Origin of the sequence: Alkalicoccus luteus (genome assembly GCF_012034335.1) — a bacterium.
Taxonomy (GTDB): Bacteria; Bacillota; Bacilli; order Bacillales; family Salisediminibacteriaceae; genus Alkalicoccus; species Alkalicoccus luteus_A.
Genome location: NZ_JAATHJ010000035.1, coordinates 1 through 19489, shown reverse-complemented (window position 1 = coordinate 19489; position 19489 = coordinate 1). Strand labels below are relative to the sequence as shown.

22 protein-coding genes are annotated in these 19489 nt (G+C 40.7%); all 22 read right to left on the bottom strand.

From position 1 onward, the window contains the following. Positions 1-4: 4 nt before the first annotated feature. A complete protein-coding gene (locus HCN83_RS15655) occupies positions 5-3085 on the bottom strand; it encodes a pLS20_p028 family conjugation system transmembrane protein (RefSeq protein ID WP_168008972.1) in 3081 nt (1026 codons plus the stop codon). Positions 3086-3103: 18 nt separating this feature from the next. Next, a complete protein-coding gene (locus HCN83_RS15650; protein ID WP_168008970.1) occupies positions 3104-3367 on the bottom strand; it encodes a hypothetical protein in 264 nt (87 codons plus the stop codon). Then, entirely contained in the window at positions 3348-5954 is a 2607-nt protein-coding gene (locus tag HCN83_RS15645; RefSeq protein ID WP_168008968.1) for a VirD4-like conjugal transfer protein, CD1115 family, read from the bottom strand. Before HCN83_RS15645 ends, HCN83_RS15650 begins: the two co-directional genes overlap by 20 nt. 14 nt (positions 5955-5968) lie before the next feature. Then, complete coding sequence (locus HCN83_RS15640; RefSeq protein ID WP_168008966.1) at positions 5969-7081, bottom strand: hypothetical protein; 1113 nt, start codon at positions 7079-7081, stop codon at positions 5969-5971. An 85-nt stretch (positions 7082-7166) separates the two neighbouring features. Next, entirely contained in the window at positions 7167-7445 is a 279-nt protein-coding gene (locus HCN83_RS15635) for a hypothetical protein (protein WP_168008964.1), read from the bottom strand. 142 nt (positions 7446-7587) lie between these two features. Further along, positions 7588-7785, bottom strand: coding sequence for a hypothetical protein (locus HCN83_RS15630; protein ID WP_168008962.1), 198 nt, complete (start codon positions 7783-7785; stop codon positions 7588-7590). A gap of 12 nt (positions 7786-7797) precedes the next feature. After that, positions 7798-8229 carry a hypothetical protein gene (locus HCN83_RS15625; RefSeq protein ID WP_168008960.1) on the bottom strand — a complete coding sequence of 144 codons (432 nt, stop codon included), beginning with the start codon at positions 8227-8229 and terminating at the stop codon, positions 7798-7800. A gap of 593 nt (positions 8230-8822) precedes the next feature. Next, the gene (locus HCN83_RS15615) at positions 8823-9077 is read right to left on the bottom strand and encodes a hypothetical protein (RefSeq protein ID WP_168008958.1); all 255 of its coding nucleotides are present in this window, start codon (positions 9075-9077) and stop codon (positions 8823-8825) included. A gap of 181 nt (positions 9078-9258) precedes the next feature. Further along, on the bottom strand, positions 9259-10257 hold the full coding sequence (locus tag HCN83_RS15610) for a helix-turn-helix domain-containing protein (protein WP_168008956.1): 999 nt from the start codon (positions 10255-10257) through the stop codon (positions 9259-9261). 437 nt (positions 10258-10694) lie between these two features. Continuing rightward, positions 10695-10952: a hypothetical protein gene (locus HCN83_RS15605; RefSeq protein WP_168008954.1), complete on the bottom strand. Its 258-nt coding sequence runs from the start codon at positions 10950-10952 to the stop codon at positions 10695-10697. 11 nt (positions 10953-10963) lie between these two features. Next, positions 10964-11161: a hypothetical protein gene (locus HCN83_RS15600; RefSeq protein ID WP_168008952.1), complete on the bottom strand. Its 198-nt coding sequence runs from the start codon at positions 11159-11161 to the stop codon at positions 10964-10966. A gap of 237 nt (positions 11162-11398) precedes the next feature. Continuing rightward, positions 11399-11683, bottom strand: coding sequence for a hypothetical protein (locus HCN83_RS15595; RefSeq protein WP_168008950.1), 285 nt, complete (start codon positions 11681-11683; stop codon positions 11399-11401). Positions 11684-11881: 198 nt separating this feature from the next. Next, positions 11882-12178, bottom strand: coding sequence for a ribbon-helix-helix protein, CopG family (locus HCN83_RS15590; RefSeq protein WP_168008948.1), 297 nt, complete (start codon positions 12176-12178; stop codon positions 11882-11884). Then, a complete protein-coding gene (locus HCN83_RS15585; protein ID WP_168008946.1) occupies positions 12178-12978 on the bottom strand; it encodes a ParA family protein in 801 nt (266 codons plus the stop codon). The genes HCN83_RS15590 and HCN83_RS15585 overlap by 1 nt, the downstream gene beginning before the upstream one ends. A gap of 110 nt (positions 12979-13088) precedes the next feature. Next, on the bottom strand, positions 13089-13301 hold the full coding sequence (locus tag HCN83_RS15580) for a hypothetical protein (protein ID WP_168008944.1): 213 nt from the start codon (positions 13299-13301) through the stop codon (positions 13089-13091). Positions 13302-13374: 73 nt separating this feature from the next. Beyond that, entirely contained in the window at positions 13375-13587 is a 213-nt protein-coding gene (locus HCN83_RS15575) for a hypothetical protein (protein ID WP_168008943.1), read from the bottom strand. A 180-nt stretch (positions 13588-13767) separates the two neighbouring features. Beyond that, the gene (gene topB / locus HCN83_RS15570) at positions 13768-16008 is read right to left on the bottom strand and encodes a DNA topoisomerase III (RefSeq protein WP_343033752.1); all 2241 of its coding nucleotides are present in this window, start codon (positions 16006-16008) and stop codon (positions 13768-13770) included. Between the two features lie 82 nt (positions 16009-16090). Then, on the bottom strand, positions 16091-16690 hold the full coding sequence (locus HCN83_RS15565; protein WP_168008942.1) for a recombinase family protein: 600 nt from the start codon (positions 16688-16690) through the stop codon (positions 16091-16093). After that, positions 16687-17007 (bottom strand): hypothetical protein, encoded by a 321-nt coding sequence (locus HCN83_RS15560; protein WP_168008941.1) that lies wholly within the window; start codon positions 17005-17007, stop codon positions 16687-16689. Before HCN83_RS15560 ends, HCN83_RS15565 begins: the two co-directional genes overlap by 4 nt. A gap of 164 nt (positions 17008-17171) precedes the next feature. Continuing rightward, a complete protein-coding gene (locus HCN83_RS15555) occupies positions 17172-18290 on the bottom strand; it encodes a hypothetical protein (protein ID WP_168008940.1) in 1119 nt (372 codons plus the stop codon). A 22-nt stretch (positions 18291-18312) separates the two neighbouring features. Further along, on the bottom strand, positions 18313-18504 hold the full coding sequence (locus HCN83_RS15550; protein WP_168008939.1) for a hypothetical protein: 192 nt from the start codon (positions 18502-18504) through the stop codon (positions 18313-18315). A 259-nt stretch (positions 18505-18763) separates the two neighbouring features. After that, positions 18764-19489: 2-phosphosulfolactate phosphatase (locus tag HCN83_RS15545; RefSeq protein WP_168008938.1), on the bottom strand; the 726-nt coding region annotated here is incomplete at its 5' end.

Genomic DNA, 19489 nt, shown 5'->3' with positions numbered 1-19489 from the left:
CTTCTTATTTTCTATTCATACGCCTTTTAAAGTTTCTTCTTATTTCCTTGCGCTTTGCGCCACCTATTCGATAGCCACTAGGTTGTTCTCGCTTCTCTGTGTTCGTTCGCTTCCTGATCGTATTCACTTTTGGTTGCTCCCCAGGACGAGAATCACGTATGACCTGATTTTCTTCTTCTATTACGTGCCGATCAGAAGAACCACCGCCGCCATCTGTCGTTACTCTGGACGTGTTTTTCACCTGTGATCGACTCTCTCTACCGCCGGAGGAAGAAGTAGGGCTTGCCCCGGAATCCGGTGTAGTGCTGCCAGTCGGTGCGCCCGTCGGTGTTGGTGCAGCACCGCCAGATGAACCTCCTTGTGAGGTAGTCGAAGCACCTCCGGACGTTGTTTGCTGGACGGAACCACCGCCACCAGTCTGCTCTTGCCTTGTCGTGGTAGAGGTGCGGCGTTCTTGTTGAACGGAAGCTTGACCCCCACCGCCTTGAATCACTTCGTTTTGTTCTTCGATAATTTCTTTTCCATTTTGTGCAGCAGCCGCGCCTTGTCGTTGCGTATTGCGTACCGTCGTTGTTTTGGTTTCCCCAGAACTAGCAGAAGGTGTAGAACCTTGTGTCGTGCTTCCAGAAGATGAATTGCTCGTTGGTGCAGAACCATTACTAGAAGAAGTTACAGGGTTGCTGGCTGTGCTTCCAGAGCCACCAGAAGCCCCTTTTGTAACAGAAGCTTGCGAATTGCCACCTGTTTGTTTACCGGCAACAGAGCGCACTTCTTGTTCAACTGTTCCGGCTGCCCCATCGGCTGACACATCTGTTTGTTCTTCCACGATCTCTTTACCACCTTGCCCGCCAGTCGTTGCCTGCTGTTTCGCTGTCTGTGTAGAAGTGCTTTGTGCAGCCGTTCTAGCAGCTTGCCCGGCAGCATTTGCTGTGCTAGTTGCAGCCGCCGTTCCGGTACTCGCTGCTGCATTTCCGGCTGCCCCTCCGGCAGCACTTGCGGCGGCTGTTCCAGCAGCCGTTGTCGCACCGCCTGTTCCTGTTCCAGAAGAAGGTTTTGCCTGTTGGCTTTGCGCTCCTTGTTTCTGATCACTGACGCTTGCCGTTTCAGGTGATGCTTGCTGATCGGTTTGTTCAGGGCTTCCCTCGCCAGAAGCTTGCCCTGGCATTGCCTGTGTCGTTCCATTCATTGCATTGCTGGCAGCCTGGCCGGCAGCATTTGCCGTTCCAGTTGCAGCCGCTGTTCCGGTACTCACTGCCGCATTTCCGGCTGCCCCTCCGGCAGCGCTTGCGGCGGCTGTTCCAGCAGCCGTTGCTGCACCGGCTGTTCCTGTTCCAGAAGGTTTACCGTTCCCCGTAGGTCTTGAACCTGATTGCCCTTGTCCTTTCTGCTTCATTTCATCATGAAGAGAAGTTGGTCTTGCCTGTTCAGCGTTTTGTGCATTTCCTTGTGATTTATCCATTTCGTCATGAATCGAAGAAGCCGAAGTGCTTTGTGTTCCTGACTCTTGACCGTTTTTATCGCTTCCTTTTTCTTGTCCTTTCTCTTTTCCTTTTCCTTGTGCCTGACTAGTAGACCCGTTTCCGGTAGCAGACCCGACCGCATTTCCAGCAGCCTGTCCGGCAGCATTTGCCGTGCTAGTTGTAGCCGCTTGCCCGGCTGCACTTGCGGCGGCTGCACCGCCCTTTTGCTGTCCGTCCTTTTCTTTCTTCTCTCTTGCTGCTGATAATTGAGCCACATTCCCTCGTTCGGATTGATCGCCTTTTGTATCTTTTCCTTTGTTATCTTTATCAGAGCCATCACCACCCGGAGGTTTCGGACCACCACCGGGAGGACCACCGCCGGGCGGGCCTCCACCGGGAGGTTTTGGACCGCCGCCCCCAGCTTTTTTGCCAGCACCAGCGAGTGCCAAACCACCTCTAGCACTTTTGGTTGCAAGTGAAGCAGCGCCTTTTCCGACAGCGTATGTGCCAGCAAGCGCAGCCAATCCGCTTTTACCGCCAGCATCAATACCAAAGAGCCGTTCTACAATATTTGGACCGTTCATCACGGCGATTGCTAGCCCGATCATTGCGATCAAATACGGAAGTCCTGAAAGCGTGTCTCCTAAAAATTCTGTTCCGATCAGGTAAATTTTCAAACTCAGGAATATCATGATCGTCACAAGAAAAATATTAAGAATATTTTGCATCATTTGTTTCATCCGTTGCCCGGAATGCATATCTGACGCAGCCACAAACGGCGCTAAAATATAGTTGAATGTTAATTCAAAGAAAAGAGAAGCAAGCTTGACCGATACGGTGATCAGAACGACCGACATCACGCCCAATGTGCCGAGAAGGTTAATCCAATCAACGGTATATCGGTAATAATACTCTTGTGAAATATCCGTAATCCAACTGCCATCTTCTAATTCTTCTACGGACTGTGCCCCGTTAATAAATGTATTCACTTTATGCGATAGGATTTCTTCTCCTTCTGGTGACAAAGTGTCATCCTCTGTAATCATGCTGCCTTCTGTCAAATAGGAGTTAATGTTAATATCCCGAACATACGCTGTTTCAATATTATTACGCTCGTCAATATCCGCTGTTTGCCAGCCGTTTTGATCGAACATGCCAACATCGGTAATATTGCTCTGAATGACCTGATCTGCCATTGAGCCGCTAGGGTTTTCATCCTCTACATTGATTGCATCAATCGCATCCCCGGTAAATTCGTTTCCTTGCTCCATCCCGGAACCAAGCGCCACGACAATAATGAGCGCCATAAACACATTGGCGAATATCCCCGGGCGATTGAAGTCTTTTTGGAAAATGAGCAAATATCCAATGAACAAAATGTTAAAAGCAAAGAGGATAATGAGTAACGGCTGCATTTGACTAATGAACGATTGAATCTCTGGATTTTCTAGAAAAACCCGCAGTCCTAAGATCGTGTCCGCTACGTTCTCTAACGTATCCACAATCCATGCCATGCCGAGAACGAACCACCAGCCAACCGTTCGGATAAAATCAATGAACAGATTCCCTTGTGACAGGTGTTCACCAAACTCTTGTAGCTTCTCTAAAATTTCTTCTGAACTCATTCGCTCCCTCCTCTCCCCCTACTCTTCGTGATAAAGGAAATCATCAATCGTGGCATCAATTTTCACATCATTGAAGTGACAAAGAATGTTGTAATTTTGCCCTTCTTCTTTTTGCTTGATTCGGACATTGCCATCGGCTAACCCCACGACAACATCTTGATATTGCAGCACGTCGGCATAGTGATCGAGTACAGCCCCGATCGTTGTCAGCGCTTTGCTTTTTTTCCATTCCTTTTTTGATACTCCCGGAAGGGGAACGATGTTATCCCGTTTGTTTCGCATCTTCGACCTCTCCTTTTTGAGATTCTGCATTGTAGCGAGTTTCGTTTCGCTCAATCGTTTCTTTTAGAGAAGGAAATACATTTGCTCTAATTAGCTTTTCTTCGTCCAGTCGTTCGGTTAGTTCTAACAACCCTTGTACGGACAATTCATTGAAGGATTCTTCTGTGCAAAATTCATGCTTTTCACCCATCAAAAGAGCCATATCATACGCTGCATGGTCACTTAACTTTTTTCTTGCCGGTAGGTTTCGATATGGAATTGGCTCCAAAGGCTTTGGCTCTGATTCCGCCGTAGCTTCTTTCTTTTCCTCTGCTTCTGTTTCATGTTCAGGAGAATCAGCCGATTCCATTGCAGCCTTTGCTTTTTTCGCTTCGCTCTCATGGAAGTGGTAGACCAATTCTTTCAGGTTGACATCCGCATGTTCACATTCAATATCAATATCATTAATGGAAACCGAGTTATCGAATTGATCGGCTAAATACTCATAACGATATTTCATCCGGGTTTTGCCTTTGTTGTAGATCGGGTACGCTTTGATTTTCTTTCGCTCTTTATCCTGTCGCTTGATACCCCGAATCACGACCATTTCGCCTTCCTCCAGTTGCAATAGCTCTGCTGGTGTTAAAAGGCGGCGTCCTTCCGTGCCTTCCGTTTTGTTCTTTTTCATCGAAAGCGTTCCCCCGGAACGGCTTTGAGAAGCAATCGTGCGCTCTCCCATTCGCTTACTGATGTCCTCTGCTGTATCATGCGAAGTCGTTAAGATATATAAAAGATTGGCGCAGTTATCAAAAATCGTTTTCCATTCTTTGTCATACACTTTTTCTAGTTGTGAATACGACTGAACCACCAAGTTAAAGCGGATTTTTCTACCCAGACATACGGTAATAATAGATCCCATATCCTGAATTGCTGGCATATTTCCAAACTCGTCTAAAATGAATATCACTTCTCGATTACATTTACCGCCTTTACTGGCGCTTGCAGCCCTTGCAAGCTCTGTATATAGCTGTTTGACGTAAAGAGATGCAATGACGTGGAGAGAAGAATCATAATCAGGTACGATCATGAACAGAGCGATTGGCTTATCAAAATGCTCGATTTTTTCTATCGTAATCGCATTGCCTTCTTTGTCATTTTGTCGTTCTACTTCGACAAAGCTGACTTCCCCGGTATCTTCCTCGATCTGTGTCACTTTCACTTTTAGGAAAAGAGGTTCAGCCGGTACTTTCTTTTCTTCCTCTTCCTGCTGCTTCTTTTTCTTGTTCTTCTTTGCTTCTGGCTCCACCCTCATGCTGATTTCTGCATCTTTTTGTAAGCTCTTATCATGAGGAATCGAAAATCGTCCGTTTTCATCACTCCGTACACTGACTTCTCCATCTGGAAATGTCATGTGTATTCGAGATAGGGGCGTGATTCTTCCTAAGACCGACTTTCCAAACCCGACCTTTTTCATATCAAATGAATTTTGGGAAGTCATTTTGGCAATAGGTGTCAGTGTGAAAATATTGAGCTTATCAAAGGCATTGGCAAAGATACCGGCGACCGTCTGCCCTGCACCCGAAGCGAATTTCACTGTGGAGTATTGCAGCTTAGCAGCGTGATTTTCCGGTAGGCTGTCAAAAAACTTATCCAAGCCCGTGACCATTTTTCCGCTTCCGTCATCCTCTTGTTCCGCAGCTAATTCATTTAAGGTATTTGCCACGGTGTACATCGTGATTTTGTCTTTATTATCTGGAATGTTTTTTTCGCACAGTCCGAGAATAAGCGCCGTACATAAAGCACTTGCGCTATCCTGCCAAAACTTATCTTTCGCCGCCGGGTCACTGTATAACATGCTGGAAATGGTTTTGGCGTATTGCTCTGCCTTTGCCATATCACCTTCCTCATACGCATCTATGACGATCTGCAAGACTTGATAAGACATAGATTGCAATGGGTTATCCAAATTTAAAACTTCAACATGGTAGCCTCGTTTTTTTAGAATATCCTTTGATGTCGCAAACAATTCCGCTTTGGGATCGTTGAACACCATTGACGCTTTTTCTTCTGCCCGAGAGTAAATATCAATCATCGGGAACATTCCCATTTCACCCTTACCGGAACGGGTTGTACCCACCCACAAGTTATTGACCGGGGAATCATCAATAAAAATGTTTTCTTTATAGCGAGAAATCGGAACACCCCCGCCGCCTTCGTATTTTTTTGATTTCTCAGGAATTGCTTTGTATTGGTTTTTAATCTCTTGTAACGTCGTGAACCGGCTTGACCCTTTCGCATGTTTTTCTTCCAGTTCACGAAAGTTGGTGCGAAGCTTGTAATACACTAAGCCAGTTGCAATGAAGCTCATTCCCCCCAGGACATAATAGGCTTCACTTGGAAGGAGATGAAACGTTAGTAAGAGGCTGCCAACCGCAAATGTCATCGTGCCTATATCAAAAGCTCCTTCACTTTGAAGGAAAAGCTGAACGTTCGTGATAATGAAATTAATTGCTGTATTAAAAAGAGAAAAGAAGGCAGCCCCTCCGACTAACGCCGCCAAGAGGTGTACCTTCCTCCGTTTCAACAAGCTTCGTACTGAATCATTCATGCGCCTGTTCCTCCTTATAGATCATTCAATTCACTTTCTGCTTCTTCTCGTTCCTCTTGTAATGTAGCGATTTCGTCCTCGTCATCGTCATCATCCAGATTGCTGATCTGCTCGTCTAATTCAGCGATTTGTGAATTGAGTTCTTCGAGTCGATTGATACGATCAGCAAGATCACTCGATGTATTATTTTCTAGCTCTTCTCTTGCGCCCTCCAGATCACCAAGCTCAATAAAAGCTTCGGTTCGCATTTCACTTCGACGATTATTGATTTCAACGTTCTCCATTTCTAATAGTTCTTCGTAGTTTTCATCTGCAAAAGCGAGTTCAAATTGTCCTTCATTCGTCGGGAATTGGTCATTATATGCTCGTAGTGTATCTGTATTGGACTCTTGTGCTAGGAAGGAAGCAACCAAACTCATATCTCCTTCATAAAGCGTATTAAGAGTTTCAAACTCTTCTTGATCTGCCATCATTCGAGCATAAATACCAGTCTCCCTGTTGGATAAGGTACTCACGTTCTTTTCTCCGAGATAGCTTTGCAAGTTTTCTTCTTCTCCTAATAGTGCTTGTTCATAATATGTGATCACGTCTGACTGTTCTTCTGCTTCGGCGGCCTGTTGTTCATACGCTGTTTGGAAACCGGCTATTTGTAGAAAAAAGAAAGCGAATACCCCGGCACTCAATATAGCGAAGAAACCAGCAGCCCCATAAATCGTGCGGCGTTGCCACCGTTTCAGGTGTGATATTTTTGTACTGTCTAAATCACGGTACAAATCGTTTTCCATATCCTCTTCCTGCTTATATTGTTCGTCTGTCGCTTCTTCCATATCTGCAATAAAGGAAAGCCGAAGCTTTTCATGCTCCTTATTGGTTCTGATCGTAGGAAGGTTATTGCGAATATGAATGAATAAGTTCGGTGCTGTATAAGAACCAAAAACAAATTCACCTTCATACAGACTGTCTGGCAGTTCATCATCAATCACGTAAAAATAACTCGTGATTTTTGCTTTCTTCTCACGCATTTCCATTTCAATCTCTTGGGAGAGTGCAACGGCTTCATCGAACGGAATCCGCTCATGTTTTGGCAGCTTCTCATGTTTTCCCTGAACGAAATTGACGTACAGCATTTTCTTCCCTCCATTTTGAAAACTTGTATACTTTTTCTTCTTTGGTTAAAAAAAAGAGAGCCGATACAACGGCTCTCTTACCATGCTACATATGAATAAAAAATGTGATGTTATCATCAATACCTTGTGCTAAACCATACGCACCCATAACGACAATAAGCCCGACTGCCCCACCTAAAAACCAGCCGATTGCCTTAGTACGTCCTCGATCTCCACCAAACATGAGGTAGTAACCACCAACACAAAACGCAATTGCCGCCCCGATCAGTCCGAGACCTTGCGCCCAACCAAGAATCGATTCTCCTGTCGAAATGAGATTGTTCATCCCTGCCATAACCTTCACTTGCATGAGTTGATCGAACATGTAATCTCCTACTTTCTATAAGTTTTTAATCTAACATTATCCATAAAAGATAATATATGTCATTAAAAAAGCGAAAAATAATAGAGGGTTAGTAACCCTCTACGTTTTGTTCAATATAGTGAAAAATGTCGAATTATAAAACTTAGTTGTCATTTGCGCTTGAAAAAGAAGGTTCTTTTGTTTCTGTCGGTTCATTCATATCCAGATATTCTTCTAAATTATTGTCAATGTACGCACTATGCTGATCGTGCAGCCAGGCTTCATATCCACCGGACTCCATTTGATTAATCATTTTCTTCGCAATGTTTTTCTTCTTTTGAATCTCTTTCTTTGTTGCCATGTAATCGCCCCTTTATTGGTATTGCTGGATGAATGAAGCTAATTCATTATTGTGTTCGCTTGCATGAAGTTCATCAGGATTAACGTCGAATCGATCTATTATGTGACCTTCATCAATGAATATAATCTCATTAGTAGAATTGTGGTAATCTGAATTGCTCCAGTCATTATCCCACATGCTTTCAACTTCTTCGCTACGATCAACCATTGTAAACATCAGCAAATGTTCGTTTTCATTTTCAAAGACAGAGTTAATTGTTTCATCGATATTCACTTCATGATGATCTGGATTCCATAGAAAATAAGCAAAACCAGTAAAATCATCTGCATTTATTGTATCTCGAAATGTCTCATAATCTGTTTCCTCTTCAATGCCAGCATTAGCACTACATGCTGCTAGAAAAACGATCACAAGAAGCAACGAGAGTGGTTTCCACATACGCATAGATCACCCTCCTATTCCATGAGTTAAAAACATGAAAACAAGAAGTTGCCTTCACTAACCTTCTGGCTGGAGGTTGACCCTATGGAAGCTTGCGTACCGTGATCGGTAGCCTCCCAATGCACAACGTTTCAGGCATTATCCGAAGAACCCTAGAGACTTGCGACGTTACACCGTTAAAGGTGAGAAGATTTCTGGTATCGAACCTTCCTAACCAAGCAAAGTAGTAAACCACTGTTCACACGCCAAGATGATACAGCAGCACTCAATATGTAGTTATCAAAATTTATATTGAAAGAGGAAAAGCCCTCTATTCAATCCTTATTTTACCTTCGCCTGATGACATTTACAAAGTTCATCAGACGGATTTTTTCGCTTCGCAATCAGCTCTTTTTGGTGATTAACGGCGTTCCGAATGTCGTAATAGATATTTGGTACTCGCCTAATCTTCCCATTATTGCTATTAACAGCCAAAGCGCCTTTGATGAGATAACGTTGACCATCAAACGTGGAAACTTCCGCAGCAGAAGTAGACAATTCCAGATGTGAACAATGTTTTTCGCGTCTCACCTTTATCACCTTCCTGATCGCTGCTACTAGAATTTTTTCACCGTAGAGCGAAATGATTGTACTTTATCATAAAACACTTTCGTAACATCCGTTTGATCTTTATCGAAGATTAAAAAGAAACGTTTGAATAGAAAAACCCTATCTATAACAAATCTTCGATTGGCATTATACGCAATCATGATAATTGGTTCTGAAAGTCTGCCCGTTTCAGCGTCATATTCAATGTGTAATGCATCTAATGCCCGGTAGAACTTCTCAACTGTTTTGTGGAGTTCGCCCATTGATCTTACCCCCATTATACTCTATTTGGTCGTTTTTCACAATATCCATTGTGAAAAACATGCCTATTCACATATTTTCACACGGTTTTTGCGTACCAATAGAGTAGCATAATTGCACGGGGGTTAGCAGTATACGGGCGATATTTCTCAACCTTTTTGTACAATTCCCTAATTTTTTATATCAGCCATTTAGCCAATGATTTGCATTGTCGTCTTTCTTTTTTTGTCTCGCTCTAATCGTCAATTCTTCTTCAAATGCATTCTTTAACGATATAAACATATAGTTGTCCGGGTTCTCTTTTTCTTGTGTGCGAATAATACGAATAACGCTAAGTAGCGACGTGTAAATCATTTCCTCATTCATTTCATATTCCATGATAATGACTTCATTCATGTTCTCTTCTGCTTTCTTTTTGGCACGATAGAAAATGCCAATCCAGTTATACATCTGTTCATAGCTTTCACTAAAACCACTGAGCAATTTGAAAGTGCGATCTGATAATCCAGAATTTTTTCTAAGAGACTCTTTTAATAATTCTTCTTGATCGTCTTGCCCTTTTTTTGCAGTAGAAATGCCGCCCTTTGGTTCATGGTGGGTTTGAACTTCACCAGAAGAAATTATTTGTGAAGAAGAAGAAGAAACGCTTTTCGTCTCTCTTGTATCTCTTGTATCTGTATTTCTTTTAAGACTATTACTGTTAAGACTATTACTGTTAGTAGTCGAATTTTCGGTAGTCGATTTTTCCGTAGTCGAAAAATTCGACCACGGTGAGTTCCCCTCTGTGTCAGGGTTTTCATCACTATTTTGTTCACTGTCTTTTTTTTCTTCTGATACTGAATTGATTGGCTCCGGTTTTGGAACGGCAATAATGGAGTAAATATTCCGCTCAAATTTTGCTCCTTCTTTACGCTGCTTGGTGATTTTAAGAAGCCCACGATCAATCAAATATTTGCGCCACTTATAATACGTGTCACGAGTCATTCCTAGTTCTTTTAATTGTAAGGAAATAGACGGGAAAGCAGTACGTTCTCCATCTTGTGAAGCGCCAGCAAACGAACACATATACGAATAAATTAGCTTTGATTGTTTTGGTAAAGTAGAATCTCTCATAACCTGTTGTGCGATTAAACCATATCCCTGTTCGTAAATTGTTCCTTCAAATTGAATCACTGCATTCATAATAAAAATCCTCCTATGTCCTCCGCATATTTCGCGAGGAATAGAAGGATTGACTACATCATGTAATACCTAACCTCTTCTCCAGTAAAAGATAAATATTCTTTACTTTTAGAGTATAAAAGGGTATTATGGTGAGTAGAAATCTTCTATTCCTCATGGTTTAAAAACAATGAAGAATAGAAAAAACCTTCTATTCCCTGCTGGGTTATATATTCTGCTAGTGCCGCCAAACACGTGAAGCAGTATATATAGGGCGGGGAATTTTTTTGTATTTTTTTAGGTGCAAGTTGTCAAAATTGCAAATAACTCAGCACACACGGCATCTTCTTAGGTATTACATATCAAAGGGTAACAATAAAAAACAAAAAAAGGAAGCGGATATTTCTGTTTTTTCTAAATATAGAACGATGCTCTGACTACAAAATGACTATAAGTGATTAATTGAATAGCCACAAAGCCCCTCCTAAAACAACAAAACCACCGGCTATCATTACGGCAAAAAAGAAGAGAAACACAGCTATTTTCCAAGTAGCAATCAGAACGAAGTAACCGATCACAGCGACTCCTGCTATTGTGACGATTAACATAATAAGTTCTGGATGAAAGAATAAGAACAGGGCAATCAATCCAAGTAAGATTCCCATACCCCAGCGAATGTACTGCTGCTTCCCGATATTAGCAGTTGCTTCTTCCATTCAACCCCTCCTTAATCATCGTAATTTGTTCCGTATTTCCCTTCGTATTTCTTTCGTAGATCATAGCAAGCTTCTTCTATGAGTTGTACGACCGTTGTATCATGCCTAGCAGCCATTCTCCGCAATAGTTTTGCATCATCCGGGTAAATACGTGCTGATTTATATTTCTGCTCTTTAGTAGGTCTAGCAGTCTTTTCTTCATTCGACATATTTAATCGCCACCTTTTCAATGTTTCAAGTTCTCTTCCAGTGTATAACAAGTGACACAATAACACAATGTCACATATAAAGAGATCCCGTTGCTTTCTCAACTGGTGACAATAAGGCATAGTTTGAGCTTTTCAGGAGTTGGTACAAAAGCTTGCAAACTATGCCAAAGGTCAAAACCGATTAGTAGAAAAAAGCAGGGAGGAAACCCACTCTGTTAAAAGTGGGAATCCGTTTCATCAGAGGTTGATGTATGGCCTGATCTTGTTCGTGATCTGCCGGAGACTCAACCCGGTTAGCTCTTCGTCTAAGCGATCGTTGAGCCATTCAAACTTTTCCGGGTTATCCATATCCTCTAAGATGTTAATGACGCACCGTTTATTTTTTTGTGAGTGCCGACAGTGAAGGTAGATTGCTGGTTCGCCGCCGTCCTCAGTGTAAGAAAAGTCATGCAGCCCTTTTCTTTCGAGTGAGCGAATCACCTTTGCAAATTGTTCTGGCGGTTGCGTTTGGATAGTTCCCATTTGTACCAACTCCTTATCTTTGATACTTTAATTATAGCATTAATAACACAATAACACAATACTACAATTGAAAAAATCCATTCTTTTTATAAAAAAATGCCCCTTCTTTTTATGAATAAGAAGGAGCAAATAATCACTTAATATATATTTAATTATTTAATATATATTAATCTATATAAAGGTTGTCATATCACTATTTTATCGTTTGCGATCTGTTTTTAACTTTAGTTTTAATGCCTGGCGCATGTATTCTGATTGCGATATATTCTGTTTTTCAGCTTCTTCTGTGAGAGCGTCAATATCACTTTGCTCTATGATATAGGTCTGAGCTTTGGCATCCTTTAGTTTCTTTTTTGGACCCGTTTTTTTCTTCGTGAATTTCTCATATACACTTCTACGTTCTCGCTTTGGCGTAGAAGGTTCTTCCTGATCGTCTTGTAGTTCCTCGTCCATTTCATCTAACGCATCTAAATCTATCCCTTTATTCTTTTTCATCATACAGCGCTCCCTTCGATCTCACTGATAATAGTATCTGTTACACGGTCAAAATCGTTCACGACTTTTCTAGCATACTGGTTTTTTTGCGCCAATTCTTCCAAGCTGATTTTTTCATTTTTGGAAGTTGAAACAGTAGTGCTAAATCGGATATGATCTAAAATCTGGTTTTCTTTGACGCCTTTTTCTTTGAATGATTCGATCATATTCTGCAACTGCTGATTAATCTTTTGATTTGTTACATTTACTTTGTTAGGTAAGAGGTAATATCCTTTAATATCTTCTTGTAAGAAATCTTTCACGATCTCAATTGTCCGATTTACAGCGACTCGACTATCCTCGTCTACTTCAAAAGGCACGACGACATAATCACTCGCTACAAAAGAATAAGCTACTAAATCATCATTTTCCGAAGGGTGCGTATCGATCAAGATATAATCATATACGTTTCGTAGTGCTTTTACTTTGCGATCAACAGAGTATAAACGCTTTTTCATGGTTAGCTTGTTTGCATAATTTCTGAAATCATCTATCTGTTCGTTTGAAGGGATGAAGTGCAGCATTTCCGAATGTTTCTGAATCACCTCAGAAGGTTTTGCTTCCCCGATCAACCAGTCATAGGTTGTTTTCGTGAATTGCTCCCGATCATTTAGAAAACCAGTAGCAATTGAAGAGTTTTGGCACATATCAATAATACAAACGGATTTACCACGTTTGACGAGTGTTTCTGCAATCAAGCGTGTGACGGTAGTTTTCCCAACCCCGCCTTTGCTGTTAGCCGTAGTGATGACATTTCCCATGATAAAGCCCTCCTAATAAATTAATATATATTAAACTATTTATTATATATTTAATTATTTGTAGCACATTAAAGCCATTATAGCACAATGTCACAATAACACAATCGGTTTTAGAAAGAATCTATCCATAGTAAAACGGATTCAACATCTTTTCCTAGACAAAAATGCTCTTCATTGGATTCCGCTTCATATAGATAGAACACGTTGTACGTTAGTTTGTATTTACCGATTCGGATGCTGTCACCCGGAGCTAAATGAAAAATACGTTCACTCAGTGGTACTTGCGAAACTTTTTGTGGTTCAAACAAAGATATTTGTTCCATAGAAACCTCCTGTAAATCAATCATCAGAGTGCGCTACTGGAATATTGGTAATGCACTCTGATGATGAAATGTTTTAGCGGACGGAAATGGTGTTTCCCATGCCATCTTCCCAACCATGAACATCCTCGCCGTTGTCCAGATCAGTGATAATTTGCTCCATATCCTCAATTGTTGCGGGTGTAATGGTAGCAATGACATCATTGTCCTGAATGACATTGAACTCATGCAGATCATGGTCATAAGGAACTTCTATTACCTCATAGTTTGTGCGCTTCCACTCTCTCATTGCCTTCAACTCCTTTTGGAATATTATAACACTTTTGATAACCTCTGTTTCTTATATTCTAAGTATATCATGTATAACACAATAACACAATAACTATTTAATATATATTAAACTATTTAATATATATTGTTCTAAAGAATAAAAGAAGGAGCAAAGAATTATCCTTTACTCCTTCCTGCTTTACTTTTTAGGGAAATCAAATGCTATTTTTCTCTGATCGTCTAGCTTTAAAGCTGCTTCAAAGCTTTTCTTCTTTTTTGACGTGAATCCCTTGATCTTATTTGTCTTTCCTTTCTCGCATAGCATCTTGATCTGATTGGTTGTTAAGGACTTTCCGGCAATTTTCTTTGGCAATGTGAACGTGCAGCCTTCTCGATAACCGCTGCAACCAAAGAAGGTTTTGCGATCTTGAATAGAACCGCTTTTACATGCCGGACAGGCTGCAAGTTGGTTGCTTGCTGCTTCCTCTTGTATCACATTTTCGATATTTGTTTGATCGACTCGTTGAGAAGTCTCACCGACCATTTTCGTAACAAATTCTTTCGTCTTTTGTATGAAAGCGTCTTTCGAGCCTTCTCCTTTCCCGATCTTTTGCAGATAAGCTTCCCACTTTGCTGTCATAGAAGGACTGGAAAGAAGCGTTCCTTCTATTGCTTCACACAGCACACTTCCTTTCGGTGTCACTGTGACGATATTCTTTTGTACTTCGATATAGCGTTGTGCTTTGATCGTTTCGATTATTCCTGATCGAGTCGCTTCTGTTCCAATGCCTTCAACCTCTTTTAATATTTCAATATCTTCTTCATCATCAATTAACTTCCCGCAGGTTTTCATCATGTTAATTAATTGCCCTTCGGTATACGGTTTCGGCGGCTTTGTCATGCCTTCTTTAATGGTGACGGTACTTTCCACGGATTCAGCTTTTGTTACCGCTGGAAGAACAGCAGCTTGTTCTTCCTTATCCTCTTTTTTAGGGGCTGCATAAAGAGCTTTCCACCCCTTATCTTTCTCCACCTTGCCAGTAGTGAAAAATTCAATGTTCTTCACGTTTGTTATGATTTTTGTCTCTTCATATAGATAAGGACGATGAAACATGCCGAGAGTCGTTGCTAAGACTTCGTTGTACAGGTTTTTCTCCATTTGACTGAGGTTTTGAATGGTACTCTGATTTGGTACATTCTTTGTCGGTACGAGAGCAAAATGCTCTTCCACCTTCGAGCCATCGACATAGCGTTTCTTCGCTTCTAATGTAGCCGGTTCAAATTCTACCTTTAATAACTGCTGATACGCTTTAACATTTTGTCTGATATACGCAAATTCATTTTCTGTGATGAAATTACAGTCTGTCCGGGGATAGGTAACAAGCTTCTTTAAATATAGCTCCTGCATCGTTTTCAGCACATCTGACGGACTGTATTTCCAGCGCTTATTAGCCGTAGACTGCAAAGAAGAAAGCGAATGAAGCTTTGGTGCTTGTTGCTGCTTCTCTTTCTTTTCTACATTTTGAACCGTACCCTCCGTTACTTCCCCCGGTAGCAGCCCTTCTTTTTCTAATAATGCACTTACAGTCTCTTTTTGCTTTTCTTTTATTTTTGCCATGCCTTTATAAGATCCATTAGCAGCCTTAAAATTACCCTCTAATTCAAAGAATGGTTCCGGCTTAAAATGCTCTATTTCCTGCTGACGTTGATAGATGAGATATAAGGCTGGACTTTGCACCCGACCGACTGACATTGCAGAGCTTCCTTTACTGCCATTTCCTTTATATCCTCTCTTTTGTAGATGAAGCGTGTATGCCCGTGAAAGGTTTATACCAACCAGCCAATCCGATATTTGCCGGGCTTTAGCTTCTTGATACATGCGTAAATCTTTTTCAATCGGCTGCAAGTTATTGAAGCCTTTCAGCACTTCTTCTTTTTCTAATGAGTTAATCCATAATCGTTTTACTTCTTTCCCTTTCACTCCCGTAAGGAAAAAGGTACTTTGGAAGATGTTGCTTCCTTCCCGATCAATGTCACACCCGTTGATAATCAGATCGGCTTGCTGGAAATACTTTTTCACAGCCGCAAATTGCGCCTTTTTATCTTTGGACACCGCATCTTGAAAGTTATCGGGTAAGATCGGCAAGTCGGTTAGATTCCATTTTCCCCATTTTTCGTGATACTCCCCAGGCTGCTGCAATTCAACTAAATGACCAATGCCCCATGTGATGATTGCTCCCTTCGGAAAGGTGCTGCATGATTGCAGCTGTATATGTGTTTTCGACTTATCTTTAATAGAAAAAGCTTCTGCATAGGCTTTTGCTTGTGAAGGTTTCTCGGCAAATATGACAGTATTCGACATAAAAAGTCCATCCTTCCATTTTTGTTTTCCATTCAGTTTACATAGCACAATACTACAATTCATATAGTAGTCAAGCATGACAAGTATTCGCCATGCTTTTATTTACAGTGGGCTTTTACTGTATAATATATATTAAATTATTTAATATATATTAATTAGATTATAGCCCTTTCTCTTTCTTAATCTTTGCCACCGTGTCACGACTACATTTCATGCGCTTCGCAATTTCTGGCTGCCCTACATTATCTTTTAGCATTTGAACGATAGTGAAATACTTATCGCTTTGTTTCCCGTCCGGGGAGTATTCTGTCTTTCTGCCTTTATACTTCCCTTTACGTTTAGCGATCTCAATTCCCTCACGCTGGGCTTTCAAGTTGTTTAATCGCTCTTGCTCAACTTGCCACGATAGAACAGCCAATACAATATCGGAAACCAATCGTCCGACTCCCTCTAAATTTCTGTACTGGCGAGTGTCTAAGATCGGCATGTTCAGAACGACTATATCAATCTCTTTCTCAGTCAAGTCTTTCCATTCTTGCTTAATTTCAGCGTTGTTTCGTCCAAACCGAGAAAGATCATGCACGATCAAGACATCACCGAAGCGCAGCATCTTTTTCATTTTTTGATACTCTGGACGTTCAAAATTCTTTGCTGATTTCTTTTCCGAATAGATTTTGTCGCAACCCTGTGCTTGTAGTTCTTCGATTTGCCGTTCTAAATTCTGGTCTTTTGTACTGACACGGGCATACCCAATTTTCATCTGCTATTCCCTTGTAAACGTGGAAATAACATGGTGAAGGCGAAATGAATGTCACCTGCTTCTTCCACCGTTTTGAGATCGAAAGCAGAAAAATAGAGTTCCTGCATCACTTCCTCCTGTAAATCTTCCGAGAAATCGAGATTCGCCATGATTTCCTGCAATACTTGTCTCGTCCTTGTATTATCCAATATGCTTTCTTCTGGAATTTCTCGCTCAGCAGCCCATGCTAAGTCAATTAATCGGTTAGATGGTAGGGAAGATTTTAACGCAGCTTGCATCATGTATCCGATTGCTTGTTTCTTTGTTTGATCGCTCATGTAAACTCTCCTTTTCTGTTTATTCTATTATATCAAAACAGACACTTAAAACCTACATTTACCGATAAAAAATATGCTGTCATAGCAGCTTTTTTGAAGAGTAGCTAAATGCAGGTTTAGGGTAAACCCTAAACCTGCATTTGAAAATGTGCTATTCTTTATTACTAATTGCTCGTTTCCTCGTTTTCATGAGTCGTTATATCCTCACCACCAAAATATTTATAAGCCAGCTTTTTTTGAATTGCTTGTCTTTCGTCTTGTGGAAGATCGTTAATAAAGGGAACTAAGGTTGTAAGCTCTAGTTCTCTACTTCTATTTTCCTTGGATAATTCCCTATGGTGAGTAGCTTGTTTAGTCGCATATACGAACACTGAAAAAATAGCGCTAAGTATAGCCAAACGAGCTATTAAACTCGTTACATTCAAATCCAATTCCAGTAATTCAATGATCGAAAAGATCACTGCCCCAGCTACTGAACCAATCGCTATTCCACTCCACACCCAAGATATATTTCGTTCGTAATCCGCATTCTTTCGATAACTCCCAGCCAATGCTGCCTTCGATGATAAGTTTAAAATTTCTTCTGCCTTTGTTTCTTTACTCAGTAGACTATTCATCACCTCATTTTCTTGTGACAAAATACTTTCTGACTGATCTTTAAAGTCTTGCTTTTCTTTTTCTATAAAATCAAATATTTCTTTTGAAGATTCTCGCTGTAGTGTTAATAAAATGTCCGAAGCACTATCCTTAAAATTCTTACGTTCTTCTTCAATAATAGTTCGGAGTTGATCTATTTCACTTAATAACTCGGTGTTTTGAGATTTTATTTCTTCAGCCTCTTTAATCGCACTATTATTTGTACGACTTAAAGATATCTTTTGTTTAGTGACATACTCTTTTAAGCTCTCAATTTCTTGCAAACTACTTGGAGAGGAAATAACATTTAATTGGATAATGACACTTGAATGGTTACTCCTTACAGTTGCTAAATTGCTGCTCATATTCGCTTTGGGATTACTTATTATAGCCTCTAGGGTTTGAATCCCTTTTTGTGACTTTGTGTTTATATGAGTTAATAAGGTTTCATGTAATAAAAAAGATAAAGCATTAGATAAGCATTCTCTAAAGTATTCTAGTGATTCTTCCATTTGGTATAAATTAATATAGGTTTCTTTATCTTCTTCTTTATCAAATAATTGTTTTGCTTCATTTAATTTATCTACAAATTCTTCTAAAGACCCATAAGCTTCATGCTCTGCTACTGCTTCTATTAATTCTTCCACTCATATCCCTCCTTAGACTGTTTTAATTCCGATGTTCAGGATTCAAGAGATCAGCAAAGATGAACGAGCCTTTTTCCTTATAGTTTTTCGTAAGGCTATGCAGCGCCAGGACAGATAAATGATTCTGTGAAATACCTGTTTCATTCGCCATTCGTTCTAACTCTTTTTTGAGGGTTGCTGGCATCGTCACTTGAAGCTTTTCTTTGTCGCTCACGTTAATACCTCCCTGATCGCAATTGATAGTTTAGATGTTAATCCAATGGTATCACACTATCATTTTGATGTATTAATACTATCGTTTTTATCTTCTTTATATTCGATATAAAAATAAGCCAGCAGAGCAAATAACTGTTCTGCTGGCTTATTTATGTACAATACATATTAATTAGTTAAATATATATTAATGATTTTGATGCATCTTTAATTCTTATACGGGGTAAGATTATAAACAGCGATCTTTAGTTATTGAGGATTTAAAATGCCGATATAAAGTGATCCTTCTTTAATAGAGGAACATTTTCATAATAGTTTAATTTACTACAATGTTTTACGTCTTCACTAAAACCTCTGTTGCGAAGTTCTCTGCCACTTCCACAATCCCATATCATTTCGTTAAGTCGGTGTTTGACTGCTGTGAATGCGCCTATGCACACCTCTGCTTCTACTGATTTTTTACCAGGCAAATAAGATAGTATTGCTCCAGCACCTAAATAGTCCTCTACTGCCGGGCGCAGCGCATCGTCGTATTCTTTTACATCGCTCCAGCGTTCCCCACAAGGAACAACTGTGATGTTCGAATTTGTCTCTTGCATTATGTTGTTAGCGATTGAGGCCACAGCAGAAGCATTCAAAAGGGAGCCGATCAATAAAGCGGGGACCTCACCTGCGATCCAGGTACAGTAAGCCCCATTGAGGGACGTAAGTACATACCGTTTGTTCATGTGTTCTTTTTTATGAAACGAAACAGGGGATAAAGTAGGTTTCCCAATTTTTGAAGCTTCTGTCCTTCCTAGTATATACTCCGCCTCTATTTCCGATGCAAAAGCTTTCCCGTCTAAATGTGGAGGATACGGATATATGATTGCTCCTTTATTTAAACCTGACACTACCGTGGAAGAAAAACTTAGAACATCTACAATAATGAGAACGTCTCCACGTTTTACTGCTTCTCGCGCTCCGCGTTTTCCCCACTCTATCCT

What these genes read in the sequence shown, in the direction of transcription:
- HCN83_RS15655 (WP_168008972.1), bottom strand. Translation starts at nt 3,085, where the DNA reads ATGAGTTCAGAAGAAATTTTAGAGAAGCTACAAGAGTTTGGTGAACAC.
- HCN83_RS15650 (WP_168008970.1), bottom strand. Translation starts at nt 3,367, where the DNA reads ATGCGAAACAAACGGGATAACATCGTTCCCCTTCCGGGAGTATCAAAA.
- HCN83_RS15645 (WP_168008968.1), bottom strand. Translation starts at nt 5,954, where the DNA reads ATGAATGATTCAGTACGAAGCTTGTTGAAACGGAGGAAGGTACACCTC.
- HCN83_RS15640 (WP_168008966.1), bottom strand. Translation starts at nt 7,081, where the DNA reads ATGCTGTACGTCAATTTCGTTCAGGGAAAACATGAGAAGCTGCCAAAA.
- HCN83_RS15635 (WP_168008964.1), bottom strand. Translation starts at nt 7,445, where the DNA reads ATGTTCGATCAACTCATGCAAGTGAAGGTTATGGCAGGGATGAACAAT.
- HCN83_RS15630 (WP_168008962.1), bottom strand. Translation starts at nt 7,785, where the DNA reads ATGGCAACAAAGAAAGAGATTCAAAAGAAGAAAAACATTGCGAAGAAA.
- HCN83_RS15625 (WP_168008960.1), bottom strand. Translation starts at nt 8,229, where the DNA reads ATGCGTATGTGGAAACCACTCTCGTTGCTTCTTGTGATCGTTTTTCTA.
- HCN83_RS15615 (WP_168008958.1), bottom strand. Translation starts at nt 9,077, where the DNA reads ATGGGCGAACTCCACAAAACAGTTGAGAAGTTCTACCGGGCATTAGAT.
- HCN83_RS15610 (WP_168008956.1), bottom strand. Translation starts at nt 10,257, where the DNA reads ATGAATGCAGTGATTCAATTTGAAGGAACAATTTACGAACAGGGATAT.
- HCN83_RS15605 (WP_168008954.1), bottom strand. Translation starts at nt 10,952, where the DNA reads ATGGAAGAAGCAACTGCTAATATCGGGAAGCAGCAGTACATTCGCTGG.
- HCN83_RS15600 (WP_168008952.1), bottom strand. Translation starts at nt 11,161, where the DNA reads ATGTCGAATGAAGAAAAGACTGCTAGACCTACTAAAGAGCAGAAATAT.
- HCN83_RS15595 (WP_168008950.1), bottom strand. Translation starts at nt 11,683, where the DNA reads ATGGGAACTATCCAAACGCAACCGCCAGAACAATTTGCAAAGGTGATT.
- HCN83_RS15590 (WP_168008948.1), bottom strand. Translation starts at nt 12,178, where the DNA reads ATGAAAAAGAATAAAGGGATAGATTTAGATGCGTTAGATGAAATGGAC.
- HCN83_RS15585 (WP_168008946.1), bottom strand. Translation starts at nt 12,978, where the DNA reads ATGGGAAATGTCATCACTACGGCTAACAGCAAAGGCGGGGTTGGGAAA.
- HCN83_RS15580 (WP_168008944.1), bottom strand. Translation starts at nt 13,301, where the DNA reads ATGGAACAAATATCTTTGTTTGAACCACAAAAAGTTTCGCAAGTACCA.
- HCN83_RS15575 (WP_168008943.1), bottom strand. Translation starts at nt 13,587, where the DNA reads ATGAGAGAGTGGAAGCGCACAAACTATGAGGTAATAGAAGTTCCTTAT.
- topB (WP_343033752.1), bottom strand. Translation starts at nt 16,008, where the DNA reads ATGCTTGACTACTATATGAATTGTAGTATTGTGCTATGTAAACTGAAT.
- HCN83_RS15565 (WP_168008942.1), bottom strand. Translation starts at nt 16,690, where the DNA reads ATGAAAATTGGGTATGCCCGTGTCAGTACAAAAGACCAGAATTTAGAA.
- HCN83_RS15560 (WP_168008941.1), bottom strand. Translation starts at nt 17,007, where the DNA reads ATGAGCGATCAAACAAAGAAACAAGCAATCGGATACATGATGCAAGCT.